Source organism: Streptomyces sp. NPDC005533 (assembly GCF_042871845.1).
GTDB lineage: Bacteria > Actinomycetota > Actinomycetes > Streptomycetales > Streptomycetaceae > Streptomyces.
In genome coordinates this window covers 73,721-87,545 of the sequence record NZ_JBIAJH010000002.1, presented here as the reverse complement: position 1 = coordinate 87,545, position 13,825 = coordinate 73,721, and the positions used below count along the sequence as shown (strand labels likewise).

Genomic DNA, 13,825 nt, shown 5'->3' with positions numbered 1-13,825 from the left:
GGGGTCAGGAGGAACGGTGGAGTACAACCTTGCCGACCTGTTCGAGTCGGTCGTGGACGTGGTCCCGGACCGTGAGGCCCTCGTCTACGTGGACCACCCCGGGACCGGCGCCGAGCGCCGCCTCACGTACGCGGAGCTGGACGCGGCGGCCAACCGGATCGCGCACCACCTGCTCGACAGCGGGCTGAAGCCCGGCGAGCACTTGGGGCTGCACCTCTACAACGGGATCGAGTACCTCCAGACCGTGCTGGCCTGCCTGAAGGCCCGGCTGGTCCCGGTGAACGTCAACTACCGTTACGTGGAGGAGGAGCTGGTCTACCTCTACAACGACGCCGATCTCGCCGCACTCGTCTTCGAGGGGGAGTTCACCGAGCGGGTCGCGGCGGCGCTGCCGCAGACGCCACGGCTCCGGCACCTGATCCGTGTCGGCGAGGCCCCCGAAGGCGCCCCGGAGCCCTCGATCACCCCGATCGCGTACGCGGACGCGGAGGCGGCCGGCTCGCCCGGGCGCGGCTTCCCGCCGCGCTCCCCCGACGACCTCTTCATCATCTACACGGGCGGCACCACCGGCATGCCCAAGGGCGTCATGTGGCGGGCCGAGGACCTCTTCTTCGCGGGACTCTTCGGCGGTGAACCGTCGGGCGAGCCGGTGAAGAGGCCGGAGGAGCTGGCCGAACGCGTCGCGTCGAAGGGCGCCGGGCTCACCTTCTTCCCCGCTCCCCCGCTGATGCACGGCACGTCCACGCTGACCTCGTTCATCGCCTTCAACTACGGCCAGCGGGTGGTCATCCACCGCAAGTACGCGCCGGAGGAGGTGCTCCGCACGATCGAGAAGGAGAAGGTGTCGAGCGTGTCGCTGGTCGGCGACGCGATGCTCAGGCCGCTCATCGACGCCCTGAAGGGCCCGCTCCGGGGCACGGACCTGTCCTCGCTGTTCAGCGTGTCCTCGTCCGGCGCGATCATGTCGGAGACGGTGCGCGCCGAGTTCCAGCGGCTGGTGCCGAACGTACTGCTCCTGAACAACTTCGGGTCGTCCGAGTCCGGCTCCAACGGCCGGGCGGCGGACGACTCCGGCCCGGAGAAGGGCTTCCGGCTGGTGGTCAACGACCGTACGCAGGTGGTGGACCCGGTGACGCACGAGCCGGTCGCGGTGGGCGAGCCGGGGCGGCTCGCGCAGCGCGGGCACGTACCGCTCGGCTACTACAACGACCCGGCCAAGACCGCCGAGACCTTCTTCCAGAAGGGCGCGGAGCGCTGGGTGCTGCTCGGCGACATGGCGACGGTCGACGAGCAGGGCATCGTCACGGTGCTCGGGCGCGGCTCCCAGTGCATCAACACGGGCGGCGAGAAGGTGTACCCGGAGGAGGTGGAGCAGGCCCTGAAGTCCCACCCCGACGTGTACGACGCCCTGGTCGCGGGCGTCCCGGACCCGACGTGGGGCAGCCACGTGGCCGCGGTGGTCCAGGTCCGCCCCGGTTCCCCGGCGCCGACCCTGGACGAGATCCAGAGCCACTGCCGCACCCGCCTGGCGGGCTACAAGATCCCCCGCCAGCTGGTCATCGCCCCCGCCATCCAGCGCTCCCCGAGCGGCAAGGCGGACTACCGCTGGGCGAAGACGGTGGCGACGGAGGCCGACACGGTGAAATAAGGGTGCGCGGGCGGACCCGGTCCGATGATCCCGGTCCGCCCCACCCTCCCTGCCCGCCCCCGTCGACACGCGAAGAGCCCCGCCGGAATGGGGGACGGGGCGGCCGGGCCGGTCAGGCCCCCGCGGACAGGAAACGCTCCACCCGCGCCGCGAACCAGGCCGCGTCGTCGAGCCACGGGAAGTGCCCGGCCCCGGCCTGGACGTCGAGCGATCCCGCGGGGAACAACGCGGCGAGCCGGGCCGCCAGCGCCGGACGGGGGTTGCCGTCCAGCTCCCCGGCCAGCACCAGCACCTCTCCCGTGACGCGCCGCAGGCCTTCCCGGGTGGCGGGCGGGTTGAACGCGCCGGGTCCCGCGTAGGCCTCGGCGGCCTTCTCGTTCTGCTGCAGTCCGTTCGCCGCGCAGTGCGCCCGGGCCGTCTCGTCCCAGCGCCCGTAGAACAGCGGCGCGGCCAGGTCCCAGTCCGCCTCGCCGCGGCTTTCGCCCCCGAGGATGCGCTCGTAGGCCTCGATGGCCGTGTCGTACGGCTCGGTCCCCGCGCGCAGCCGGGCCCCCTCCAGCCGCTGCTCCGGAGTGACCGGGATGTCCACCGCCCACGCGGTGGGGGTGACCAGGACGGTCCGGCCCAGCCGCCGCGGGTGCGCGGCCGCGTAGAGCATGGCGAGGTTGCCGCCGGCCGAGTGCGCGAGGAGGTCCACGCGCTCCAGGCCGAGGTGCGTCCGGAGGGCCTCGACGTCGGCGACCTGGTGGTCGACGCGGTAGGTCGACTCGTCCGCCGGTATCGCGGAGTCGCCCGTACCGCGCAGGTCGAGCAGGATGAGACGGCGGCCGGCGGCCAGTCCGCCGAGGTCGCCGAGGTACGCGGAGGCCCGCATCGCCCCGCCCGGTAGGCAGATCAGCGGTTCGCCCTCGCCTTGCAGGTGATAGGCGAGTTCGGTTCCGTCGTAGGTGGTGAAGGTAGGCATGGGAGCCATCAGAACAGACGATCACTCGTTCGAGTCATTGATTTGACCTGCCCGTTCCTGGCAATCTACCGAATGATCGTTCGGTTGACTCAGGATGAGGTGACGGCATGGCGGTGCACGCGGATCTCCAGGACGAAGGCGAGCGGATCGGTCGCGACGAGCTGGCCGCCCTCCAGCTGACCCGGCTGCGCGCGACCCTGCACCGCTCCTACGAGAACGTGCCGTTCTACCGGCAGGCCTTCGACAAGGCGGGCGTCCATCCGGACGACTGCCGCTCGCTCGCCGATCTCGCACTGTTCCCCTTCACCACCAAGGCGGACCTGCGCGACCAGTACCCCTTCGGGATGTTCGCGGTGCCGCGGTCCGAGGTACGGCGCATCCACGCGTCCAGCGGCACCACCGGGCGGCCCACGGTCGTGGGGTACACCGACGGAGATCTTTCCACCTGGGCGGATGTCGTCGCCCGGTCCATACGTGCGGCGGGCGGCCGGCCCGGCCAGATCGTCCACATCGCCTACGGCTACGGGCTCTTCACGGGCGGTCTCGGCGCGCACTACGGTGCGGAGCGCCTCGGCTGTGCGGTCGTGCCCGCCTCGGGCGGGATGACCGACCGCCAGGTCCGGCTCATCGAGGACTTCCGGCCGGAGGTCATCATGGTGACGCCGTCCTACATGCTGACCCTGCTCGACGAGATGGAGCGCCAGGGCATCGATCCCCGCGCCACCTCGCTCCGCACCGGCATCTTCGGAGCGGAGCCGTGGACCGAGGAGATGCGCCGGGAGATCGAGGAGCGGCTGGGCATGGACGCGGTCGACATCTACGGCCTGTCCGAGGTCATGGGGCCGGGCGTGGCGCAGGAATTCGCGTCGCACAAGGACGGCCTGCACATCTGGGAGGACCACTTCTTCCCGGAGGTGGTCGATCCGCTGACGGGCGCGGTCCTGCCGGAGGGCGAGCAGGGCGAGCTGGTGTTCACCTCGCTCACCAAGGAGGCCATGCCCGTCATCCGTTACCGCACGCGCGATCTGACGCGGCTGCTGCCCGGCACGGCCCGGCCGGCGTTCCGTCGGATGGAGAAGATCACGGGCCGCAGCGACGACATGATCATCCTGCGCGGGGTGAACCTGTTCCCGACCCAGATCGAGGAGGTACTCCTGCGGACCGCCGGACTGGCTCCGCACTTCCAGCTGCGTCTGACCCGGGAGGGCCGGATGGACGCCCTGACCGTACGGGTGGAGGCGCGTCGGGAGACGGACGCGGAGGGGCGGGAGGCCGCGGCGGCCCAGGTGGTCCGGGCCGTGAAGGAGGGGGTCGGGGTCTCCGTCCGGGTCGAGGTGGTCGATCCGGAGACCCTGGAGCGCTCGGTCGGGAAGATCAAGCGGCTGGTGGACCTCCGCGGTGCGGGGGAGGTGACGGACACGCGGCCGGGCGGCTGAAACCACCTCTTCGGGCCCAATTCGGGGCCGTTCCCGGGAGCCGGATCGCCCTCGCGGGTAGTGCATGACCTGTGACCTCGTTCTTCCGGCAGCTGCACGACCGGCTTCAGGGCTCCCACATCGGGCTGGCCTGGAGCCGGGGCCGGGAGATGGAGCTGATGCACCGGGCGATGGGTTTCGCGGCCCTCGGGTTCCTCACCCTGGTGCCGCTGCTGGTGGTCGTGGCGGCCGCCGCACCGGGCAGCGGTTCCGGCTTCGGCCGGTGGCTGGGCCAGGCCCTCGGGGTGGCGCAGTCCTCACGGGCCCGGGTCGAGATGCTGTTCGGCGCCGCGGACCTGGCGCTGGAGCGGACCACCGCGTTCGGTCTGGCCGCTCTCGCCGTGTTCGGCCTGACCTTCGGTTCGGCCGTACAGACCGGCTACGAGAAGGTGTGGGACCTGCCGACGGCCCGCTGGCACACCATGTGGCGGCACGTCGTCTGGCTCGCCCTGCTGGTCTGCTACCTCGCCCTGCTCGTGGAGATCCCCGCACCCTCGAACGACGGCATCGGCGCGATCCTCGGTACGGTGGGCGACCTCCTCGGCACGTGCCTGTTCTTCATCGGCTCCCAGCGCCTGTTGCTCGGCGGCCGGGTCCGCTGGCGCGCCCTGGTGCCGGGAGCGGTGGCGACCAGCCTCGGCCTGCTGGGGCTGCGGGTCTTCTCACAGCTGGTGTTCTCCCCTCTCATCGCGTCCAACGCGGTGACGTACGGCCCCTTCGGGACCCTGCTGGTCGTCCAGTCCTGGCTGGTCGGCGTCGGCTTCGTGGTCTACGGCGGCGCCCTCGTCGGCCGCCTCGTCCACGAACACCTCACCCTCCGCCGCCTCCGCAAGAGCGGACTCCTCCCCCCGGAGGCACTCCCCCCTCACACCCCGCACCCCCACTAGTGCCGCAGCCCCGCGAGGTCGTGCACAGGGCGCACGTGGCGTGCTCTGGCGCTAGGTGGGCGAGGGGGCTCCGAAGCGGTCGCGCACTAGTGCCGCAGCCCCGCGAGGTCGTGCACAGGGCGCACGTGGCGTGCTCTGGCGCTAGGTGGGCGAGGGGGCTCCGAAGCGGTCGCGGAGTTCGCGCTTGAGGATCTTGCCGCTGGCGTTGCGCGGAAGGGCGTCCACGAAGAGGATCCGCTTCGGGGCCTTGAAGTGGGCGAGCTTCTCCCGCGCGTACGTCATCAGCTCCGCCTCCGTCACCTCCCCGCGCGGGACCACCACCGCCGTGACCGCCTCGATCCAGCGTTCGTCCGGCAGCCCGACCACGGCCGCCTCGGCCACTCCCGGATGGGTGTAGAGCACGTCCTCCACCTGGCGTGAGGCGACGAGCACCCCGCCCGAGTTGATGACGTCCTTCACCCGGTCCACGACGGTGAAGTAACCCTGCGCGTCGCGCACCGCGAGGTCGCCCGAGCGGAACCAGCCGTCCCGGAAGGCCTTCTCCGTGGCCGCCGGGTCGTCCCAGTAGCCGAGGCACAGCTGCGGCGAGCGGTAGACCACCTCGCCCGCCGTGCCGTCCGGCACGTCCTTGCCGTCCTCGTCGACGACCTTCGCCTCGACGTGGCGGACCGGCCGCCCGCAGGAGTCCATCCGCCCCTCGTGCTCGTCCGGCCCGAGCACGGTGGCCAGCGGCCCGATCTCGCTCTGCCCGAAGCAGTTGTAGAAGCCGAGGCCGGGCAGCCGAGCCCGCAGCCGCTCCAGGACCGGGACCGGCATGATCGAGGCCCCGTAGTACGCCTTGCGCAGCGCGCCCAGCTCGCGCGCCGCGAACTGCGGGTGGTTGGCCAGGCCGATCCACACGGTCGGCGGGGCGAAGAGGCTGTCCGCCTCCCCCGCCTCCACGAGGTCGAAGACCTGCTCCGCGACCGGCGCGTCCAGGATGGTGTTGCGCGCGCCCACCGCGAGGTACGGCAGCAGGAAGACGTGCATCTGCGCCGAGTGGTACAGCGGCAGCGAGTGCACCGGCCGGTCCTCCTCTGCCAGGTCCAGTGCCTCGATCGCGCTCTCGTACTCGTGGGCGAGGGCCCGGTGGGTCATCATCGCGCCCTTGGGCAGGGCGGTGGTCCCCGAGGTGTAGAGCAGCTGCGCCACCCGACCCGGGTCCGCGTCCACCCTCGCGTACTCCTCCGCGTCCGCGGGTGCGACGGCCGACGGCTCGGCCAGTTCCGCGAGGAACGAGCCGGGAGCGTCACGCAGCGCCCGTACGGGATACCCGTCGGGGACCCGCCCCGCCAGGTCCGGATCGGCGAGGACCAGGGCACTCCCGGAGTTGTCCAGGATGTGCGCGAGGTCCTCGCCCGTGAGGTTCTGGTTCACCGGGACGTGCGTGAGTCCGGCCCGGGCGCAGGCCAGGAAGGCGAGGAGGTAGGCGTCGCAGTTGTGGGCGAAGGTGGCGACGCGCTCGCCCGCGGCCAGGCCGTACCGCTCCCGCAGGACGGCGGCGCCGGTGGTGACGGCCGCGTCCAGTTCCGCGTACGTCCAGCTGCGGTCCCGGTAGCGGACGGCGAGGCGGTCGGGGACCCGTAGCGCGCTGGCGCGCACCAGCCCGTCGACCGTCTCGTCCCGCACCGCTCGCTCTTCCCGCACCGCTCGCTCTGCCCTCATGGCGTGATCCTCGTCCTCCCGCACGCCGAAGGTCAATGACCGGGATACCAAACGGGATGTTGACAGATCATCGGACTGCCTGCATGAGTGTGGGGGGCACGGACGCACCGCCTGTCCCGCCGGCAACCATGCCCACTCGCAGGCTACTTGGGAGGCACCTTGCACCTCAGCACCCGTCCGATTCTCCGCCGTGTCGCCCTCACCGGCGCCGCGCTGCTCGCCGCGACGGCCGCGGCGCCGCAGGCCTCCGCGGCGCCCGGTGACCGGATACCGGCCGGCGGCGGACTGTCCGCCGTCATCCGGTACACCGAGAACGGCATCCCGCACATCCTCGCCCGCGACTACGCCCAGCTCGGCTTCGGCACCGGCTGGGCCCAGGCGGCCGACCAGGTCTGTGTCCTCGCCGACGGGTTCGTGACCGTCGCCGGTGAGCGTTCGCGCTGGTTCGGGCCCGACGCCGCACCCGACGGATCCCTCTCCTCCGCCACCCGGAACCTCTCCAGCGACCTGTACTTCAAGGGCGTCCGCGAGTCCGGCACGGTGGAGAAGCTGCTGGCGACCCCCGCCCCGGCCGGCCCCACCAAGGACCTCAAGGAGCTGATGCGCGGCTGGGCCGCCGGGTACAACGCCTGGCTCGCCCAGAACAGGATCGACGACCCCGCCTGCGCGGGCGCCCGTTGGGTCCGCCCGGTCACCGCCACCGACGTGGCCGCCCGCGGCTTCGCGGTCTCCGTCCTCGGCGGCCAGGGGCGCGGCATCGACGGCATCACGACCGCCCAACCGCCCGCCGGCCGGCCACCCGCGGCCCAACCGCCCGCCGGCCGGCCACCCGCCGCCACTGCGCCGGGCTCGTCGGCGATGGCCCTCGGCCCGGCCTCCGCGCCCGATCCGGCGACGGCGGCCGAGGCCGCGCGGGCGTTCTTCGACACCAGCCGGTACGACATGGGCTCCAACGCGGTCGCCTTCGCCGGTTCCACCACGGCGAACGGCAGCGGGCTGCTCCTCGGGAACCCGCACTACCCGTGGCAGGGCGGGCGCCGCTTCTGGCAGTCGCAGCAGACCATCCCCGGCAAGCTGAACGTCTCGGGCGGCTCCCTCCTCGGCACCGCCGTGGTCAACATCGGTTTCAACGAGAAGGTCGCCTGGAGCCACACGGTGGCCACGGGCACCCCCGTCAGCCTGCACCAGCTCACGCTCGACCCGGCCGACGCGACCGCCTACCTGGTCGACGGCACACCGGAGAGGATGACCCGGCGGACCGTCACCGTCCCGGTGTCCGGCGGCGATCCGGTCACCCGGACCCAGTGGTGGACGCGCTACGGACCGGTGGTCTCGAACCTCGGCCCGGGCCTGCCGCTGCCCTGGACGGCCGCCACGGCGTACGCGCTGAACGACCCCAACGCCGCGAACCTGCGCGGCTCCGACACCGCCCTCGCCATGGGCCGGGCGCGCTCGGTCTCCGGGATCCAGGACGCCCTGGCCCGCACCCAGGGCCTGCCCTGGGTCAACACGGTGGCCGCCGACTCCGCGGGCGGGACCCTCTTCACGCAGTCCCAGGTGCTCCCGCGGATCACCGACGAGCTCGCGGCCCGCTGTTCCACCCCGCTGGGCCGGGCCACGTACCCGGCCTCGGGACTGGCCGTGCTGGACGGCTCGCGGACGGACTGCGCGCTCGGCTCGGATCCGGACGCGGTGCAGCCGGGCGTCTTCGGCCCGGGGAAGGCACCGACGCTGCGCGACGCCCCGTACGCCGAGAACTCCAACGACAGCGCCTGGCTGGCCCATGCCGACCGTCCGCTGACCGGCTACGAGCGGGTCTGGGGCAGTGTCGCCACCCCGCGTTCGCTGCGCACCCGCGGCGCGGTCGAGGACGTGTCGGCGATGGCCGCGAAGGGCCGGCTGACGGTGGCCGACCTGGAGGAGCAGCAGTTCGCCAACCGGGTCCCGGCCGGTGATCTGGCGGCGGCGGACGCGGCGAAGGCCTGCGCGGCGCTGCCCGGCGGTACGGCGACGGGCAGCGACGGGAGCGCGGTCGACGTCTCGGCCGCCTGCCCGGTCCTGGCGCGCTGGGACCGTACGGCCGACAGCGCCAGCCGCGGCGCCCTGCTCTTCGACCGGTTCTGGCGTCGGCTGACGGCTTCCACCGCGGCCAAGGACCTGTGGCTGGTGCCGTTCTCGGCGGCCGATCCCGTACGCACTCCTCGTACGCTCAACCAGGCGGCGCCCGGCTTCGGACGGGCGCTCGCCGACGCGGTGGCCGAGCTGAGGGCGGCCGGGATCGCGCTGGACGCCCCGCTGGGCGAGCACCAGTTCGTGGTGCGGGGCGGGGAGAAGCTGCCGGTGGGCGGCGGTACGGAGGCGCTCGGCGTCTGGAACAAGATCGAGGCTCCGTGGAACGCGGCGGCCGGCGGCTACGCGGAGGTCGCGCACGGCTCCAGCCACATCCAGGCGGTCGGCTGGGACCGCGGCCCCTGCCCGGTGGCGCGCACGCTGCTGACGTACGGCCAGTCCTCGAACCCGGGCTCGCCGCACTCCGCGGACCAGACGCGGCTGTTCTCCCGGGAACGCTGGGTCACGGCGCGCTTCTGCGAGCGGGACATCCTCGCCTCGCCGCAGCTGACGGTGGTCTGGGCCCGCGAGCGGCGCTGACCTCCTCCTCCTCCTCCTCCTGGCCGCCGGCCCTCAGGGGCTGACGGCCAGGAAGAGGTACGCGGCCAGCAGCACGATGTGCACGCCGCCCTGGAGCAGCGTGGCGCGGCCGGGGGCGATGGTGAGGGCGCTGACGACGACGGTCAGGGCGAGCAGCACCATGTGGACCGGACCGAGGCCCAGCAGGAGCGGGCCGGAGAGCCAGATCGAGGCCAGGGCGATGGCGGGAATGGTCAGGCCGATGCTGGCGATGGCGGAGCCGTAGGCCAGGTTGAGGCTGGTCTGGACCCGGCCGCGGCGGGCGGCGCGGACGGCGGCCAGGGTCTCGGGCAGCAGGACGAGCAGGGCGATGATCACACCGACGACGGCGTTGGGCAGGCCGGCGTCGGCGACGCCCTTCTCGATGGTCGGGGAGACGGCCTTGGCATCGCCGACCACCGCGACGAGCGCGACGAGCAGCAGGCCGGCGCTGATCAGGGCGGCGCGGGCGGCGGGCGGGGCGGCGTGGTCCTCGTCGTCACCGGGGCCGTCGGGCCTGTCGGCCGGCGGCTCGGTCTCCACCGGCAGGAAGTAGTCCCGGTGGCGGACGGTCTGGACGGCGACGAACAGGCCGTACAGGGCGAGCGAGGCGACGGCGGCGAAGGTCAGCTGGGCGCTGGAGAACTCCGGGCCGGGCTTGCTCGTGGTGAAGGTGGGCAGCACCAGGCTGAGGACGGCGAGGGTCGCGACGGTGGCGAGGGCCGCGCCGGAGCCCTCGGGGTTGAAGACCGCGACCCGGTTGCGCAGGGCCCTGACGAACAGGGACAGACCGACGATGCCGTTACAGGTGATCATGACGGCGGCGAAGACCGTGTCCCGGGCGAGCGAGGCGGTCTTGCCCCCGCCATCGGCCATCAGGGTGACGATGAGGGCGACTTCGATGACGGTGACCGCGACGGCGAGCACGAGGGAGCCGAAGGGCTCCCCGACCCGGTGGGCGACGACCTCGGCGTGGTGGACGGCCGCCAGCACCGCCCCCGCGAGGCACAGCGCGACCAGCACCACCCCGAGCGCGGGCAGGTCGCGTCCCCAGCTCAGGACGAGCGCGACGAGCGCCACCAGGGGGACGACGAGGGTCCAGTCGGTCAGGGCTGATCTGCGGGTAGCCGTACTCATATCAGCCAACTTGCCAGAAGTGTCCCTCCGATGCGGCCCGAGCCTCGCCCTCACCGCCCTGACGTGGCCCTTCTCACGCACGCGCCGGGCGTGGCGGGCACGCCTTCGTGACGCCCGCTCACATGGCGCGGTCGTGGCCCTCCCAGTACGGGTCGCGCAGCCTCCGCTTGTAGAGCTTGCCGTTCGGGTCGCGCGGCATCGTCTCGATGAAGTCGACCGTCTTGGGGCGCTTGTAGCCGGCGAGCTGCCGTTCGCAGTGGTGCAGGATCTCCGCGGCGAGCGCGTCGCCCGCGGCGAAGCCCTCGGCCGGCTCGACGACCGCCTTGACCTCCTCGCCCCAGTCGGCGTGCGGAATGCCGAAGGCGGCGGCGTCCGCCACGGCCGGGTGGGTGAGCAGGGCCGACTCGATCTCGGCCGGGTAGATGTTGACCCCGCCGGAGATGATCATGTCGATCTTGCGGTCGCGGAGGAAGAGGTATCCCTCCTCGTCCATCAGGCCGAGGTCGCCGACGGTGAAGAAGTCGCCGATGCGGTTCTTCTTCGTCTTGCCCTCGTCCTTGTGGTAGCTGAAGCCGCCGGTGTTCATCTTGATGTAGACGGTGCCCAGTTCCCCGGGCGGCAGCCGGTTGCCGTCGTCGTCGAAGATGGCGAGTTCGCTGATCGGCCAGGCCTTGCCGACGGTTCCCGGCTTCTTCAGCCAGTCCTCGGCGGTCGCGAAGGCCCCGCCGCCCTCGCTCGCCGCGTAGTACTCCTCCACGCAGCCGCCCCACCAGTCGATCATCGCCCGTTTGACGTGGTCGGGGCAGGGCGCGGCGCCGTGGATGGCGTGCCGCATCGAGGAGACGTCGTACGCGTCCTTCGTCTCCTGCGGGAGGGCGAGGAGCCGGTGGAACTGCGTGGGGACCATGTGGGTGTGGGTGCAGGAGTGCCCCTCGATCAGGCGCAGCATCTCCTGCGGGGTCCACTTGTCCATCAGGACCAGGGGGTGCCCGATGTGCAGGGCGGCGCCCGCGAACTGGAGGACGGCCGTGTGGTAGAGCGGCGAGCAGACCAGGTGGACGTTCCCCTCGAAGGGGCGGATGCCGAAGATGCCGAGGAAGCCGCCGAGATACGTCTCCTCGGGGAGCTTGCCGGGCAGCGGTCGGCGGATCCCGCGCGGGCGCCCGGTGGTGCCGGAGGTGTAGTTCATGACCCAGCCGAGGGTGCGCTCCCCGGGGACCGTGCCGGGCCGGCCGGCGAGGAGGTCCCCGTACGGGCGGAAGCCCGGGACTGCTCCGACGGCGTAGCGGTGGCTCGCGGGAAGGGCGGCCTCGTCGGCCGCGGCGGTGGCGGCGTTGGCGAACCGTTCGTGGGCGATGAGCACCTTGGCCTCGGAGTCGGAGACGATCCAGGCGATCTCGGGGCCGACGAGGTGGTGGTTGACGGGGACGAGGTAGAAGCCGGCCTGGGAGGCGGCGAGGTAGGCGGTGAGGAACTCCACGCCGTTCGGGAGGACGACGGCGAAGACGTCCCCCTGCCGTAGACCGGCGGCGCGCAGGCCGTGGACGAGGCGGTTGACGTCGGCGTGCAGCCGGCCGGCGCTCCACTCCTCGCCCTCGGGGGTGACGAGGACGGTGCGCTCGGGGTCGGCGGCCGCCTGGGCCCAGAAACCTCCCCCAGACTTCGTCCGGGGGGACCCCCATTCGGGCTGGTCACTCATGCTGATCACACCTCTCAGGCCCGGCCGGCGATGCGGTTGATGCGGTCGATGGCGCGCTCGAAGCCGCTGGTGAGGTCGTCGAAGACGGCTTGGACGCTGCGTTCGCTGTTCATCCGGCCGACGATCTGGCCGACGGGGGTGCCGAGCAGCGGGTGGACCTCGTACTTCTGGATCCGGGAGACGGCCTCCGCGACGAGCAGGCCCTGGAGGGGCATGGGGAGCGCGCCCGGCCCCTCCGGGTCGTCCCAGGCGTCGGTCCACTCGGTGCGCAGCTGGCGGGCGGGCTTGCCGGTGAGGGCGCGGGAGCGGACGGTGTCGCCGGAGCCCGCGGCGAGCAGCTTCTCGGTGAGGGCGCGCGAATGGAGGTCGGCCTCGGTGGTGGTGAGCCAGAGGGAGCCGAGCCAGGCGCCCTGGGCGCCGAGGGCCAGTCCGGCGGCGATCTGCTCGCCGCTGCCGATGCCGCCGGCCGCGAGGACCGGGAGCGGGGCGACGGCTTCGGCGATCTCCGGGACGAGGACCATGGTGGCGATGTCGCCGGTGTGACCGCCGGCCTCGTAACCCTGGGCGACGACGATGTCGATGCCGGCTTCCGCGTGGCGGCGGGCGTGCTTGGCGCTGCCGGCGAGGGCGGCGACGAGGACGCCGTGGTCGTGGGCGCGGGCGATGACGTCGGCGGGCGGGGAACCGAGGGCGTTCGCCAGGAGTTTGATGGGGTAGTCGAAGGCGACGTCGAGCTGGTTGCGGGCGACCTGCTCCATCCAGCCGGTGATCCGCCAGCCGGAGGCCTCGCCTTCGGCGAGCTCGGGCACGTGGTGCTTGGCGAGGGTGTCGCGGACGAAGGCGCGGTGCCCGGCCGGGATCATGGCCTCGATGTCGGCTTCGCTGATGCCGTCGACGGCCTTCTTGGCGGGCATGACGACGTCGAGGCCGTAGGGCTTGCCGTCGGTGTGCGCCTGCATCCAGTCGAGGTCGCGTTTGAGGTCGTCGGGAGCGGTGTAGCGGACCGCTCCGAGCACGCCGAAGCCACCCGCGCGGGTGATGGCGGCGGCGACCGCCGGGAAGGGCGTGAAGCCGAAGATGGCGTGCTCGACTCCCAGTTTCTTGCTCAGCTCCGTCTCCATGGGCGGCAGGATGCCGCAGCCCGGCATGCGAGGGAAGAGATTTTCTGATGCAGTGTCAGATTCTTTACGGGCCGGCGGGTGCGGAGGGTGCCCGGCGGGCGGGCAGATACCCACTAGCGTGCGGATCGCCTGCGGCGCGCCGGGCGGATCCGTGCGGCCCGGGCCCCGCCCGCCTGCGGCGCGCGGCGGCGGGCATGCGGGCGCGGGACGACGCACAGCCTGACGGCGGACAACGGGTTGCGGGTGCGGGTTTGCGGGTGCGGGTTGCGGACGAGGAGGGCCGGATGGCAGCGGACACGGGGGCCGAAGCGGTGGCGAAGGCCGACACGGAACGGACAACCGGCACTCCGGGCCCGGCGGGCGCCGCAGGCATGGCGGGCGCGGAACGGCCGAGCGGCCCCGAAGGCATGACCGGTACGGCGGGCATGGCGGGCGCGGAACGGACGAACGGCGCCGACGGCACTACAGGTACCACGCGCACGGAACGGTCGAGCAGCGCTGCGGGCACCGCGGGCACCGCGGG

General features: G+C 72.6%; 9 protein-coding genes and 1 pseudogene. 5 read left to right on the top strand and 5 right to left on the bottom strand.

The window, feature by feature from the left end; genetic code table 11:
• Window positions 1-16 precede the first annotated feature (16 nt).
• Window positions 17-1,648 (top strand): acyl-CoA synthetase, encoded by a 1,632-nt coding sequence (locus ACFYP3_RS02425; protein ID WP_388825463.1) that lies wholly within the window; start codon window positions 17-19, stop codon window positions 1,646-1,648.
• Window positions 1,649-1,760: 112 nt separating this feature from the next.
• On the opposite strand, the gene ACFYP3_RS02420 is transcribed toward ACFYP3_RS02425, so the two are convergent.
• The gene (locus tag ACFYP3_RS02420) at window positions 1,761-2,612 is read right to left on the bottom strand and encodes an alpha/beta fold hydrolase (protein WP_388825460.1); all 852 of its coding nucleotides are present in this window, start codon (window positions 2,610-2,612) and stop codon (window positions 1,761-1,763) included.
• A 107-nt stretch (window positions 2,613-2,719) separates the two neighbouring features.
• On the opposite strand from ACFYP3_RS02420, the gene paaK reads away from it, so the two are divergent.
• Both paaK and ACFYP3_RS02410 read left to right on the top strand, forming a co-directional pair.
• Window positions 2,720-4,048, top strand: a complete 1,329-nt coding sequence (gene paaK, locus ACFYP3_RS02415; RefSeq protein ID WP_388825457.1) for a phenylacetate--CoA ligase PaaK — start codon at window positions 2,720-2,722, stop codon at window positions 4,046-4,048.
• Window positions 4,049-4,119: 71 nt separating this feature from the next.
• Complete coding sequence (locus ACFYP3_RS02410) at window positions 4,120-4,974, top strand: YhjD/YihY/BrkB family envelope integrity protein (RefSeq protein ID WP_388825454.1); 855 nt, start codon at window positions 4,120-4,122, stop codon at window positions 4,972-4,974.
• Between the two features lie 141 nt (window positions 4,975-5,115).
• On the opposite strand, the gene ACFYP3_RS02405 is transcribed toward ACFYP3_RS02410, so the two are convergent.
• A complete protein-coding gene (locus ACFYP3_RS02405) occupies window positions 5,116-6,678 on the bottom strand; it encodes a fatty acyl-CoA synthetase (RefSeq protein ID WP_388825451.1) in 1,563 nt (520 codons plus the stop codon).
• 159 nt (window positions 6,679-6,837) lie between these two features.
• Here ACFYP3_RS02405 and ACFYP3_RS02400 point away from each other — a divergent pair, with 159 nt between their 5' ends.
• Window positions 6,838-9,327 (top strand): penicillin acylase family protein, encoded by a 2,490-nt coding sequence (locus tag ACFYP3_RS02400; RefSeq protein WP_388825448.1) that lies wholly within the window; start codon window positions 6,838-6,840, stop codon window positions 9,325-9,327.
• Window positions 9,328-9,360: 33 nt separating this feature from the next.
• Here ACFYP3_RS02400 and ACFYP3_RS02395 read toward each other — a convergent pair whose 3' ends face one another.
• The 3 genes from ACFYP3_RS02395 to ACFYP3_RS02385 form a co-directional block, all read right to left on the bottom strand.
• On the bottom strand, window positions 9,361-10,482 hold the full coding sequence (locus ACFYP3_RS02395; RefSeq protein ID WP_388825444.1) for a calcium:proton antiporter: 1,122 nt from the start codon (window positions 10,480-10,482) through the stop codon (window positions 9,361-9,363).
• Window positions 10,483-10,600: 118 nt separating this feature from the next.
• Window positions 10,601-12,181: an acyl-CoA synthetase gene (locus tag ACFYP3_RS02390; protein ID WP_388825441.1), complete on the bottom strand. Its 1,581-nt coding sequence runs from the start codon at window positions 12,179-12,181 to the stop codon at window positions 10,601-10,603.
• A 14-nt stretch (window positions 12,182-12,195) separates the two neighbouring features.
• Entirely contained in the window at window positions 12,196-13,302 is a 1,107-nt protein-coding gene (locus tag ACFYP3_RS02385) for a nitronate monooxygenase family protein (protein WP_030714355.1), read from the bottom strand.
• Window positions 13,303-13,586: 284 nt separating this feature from the next.
• On the opposite strand from ACFYP3_RS02385, the pseudogene ACFYP3_RS02380 reads away from it, so the two are divergent.
• Window positions 13,587-13,825: pseudogene (locus tag ACFYP3_RS02380) on the top strand (transcriptional regulator); the annotation flags it as partial.

Bases quoted from the DNA above. Each gene is read 5' to 3' on its own strand.
- paaK (WP_388825457.1), top strand. From the start codon at position 2,720: ATGGCGGTGCACGCGGATCTCCAGGACGAAGGCGAGCGGATCGGTCGC.
- ACFYP3_RS02385 (WP_030714355.1), bottom strand. From the start codon at position 13,302: ATGGAGACGGAGCTGAGCAAGAAACTGGGAGTCGAGCACGCCATCTTC.
- ACFYP3_RS02395 (WP_388825444.1), bottom strand. From the start codon at position 10,482: ATGAGTACGGCTACCCGCAGATCAGCCCTGACCGACTGGACCCTCGTC.
- ACFYP3_RS02390 (WP_388825441.1), bottom strand. From the start codon at position 12,181: ATGAGTGACCAGCCCGAATGGGGGTCCCCCCGGACGAAGTCTGGGGGA.
- ACFYP3_RS02420 (WP_388825460.1), bottom strand. From the start codon at position 2,612: ATGCCTACCTTCACCACCTACGACGGAACCGAACTCGCCTATCACCTG.
- ACFYP3_RS02405 (WP_388825451.1), bottom strand. From the start codon at position 6,678: ATGAGGGCAGAGCGAGCGGTGCGGGAAGAGCGAGCGGTGCGGGACGAG.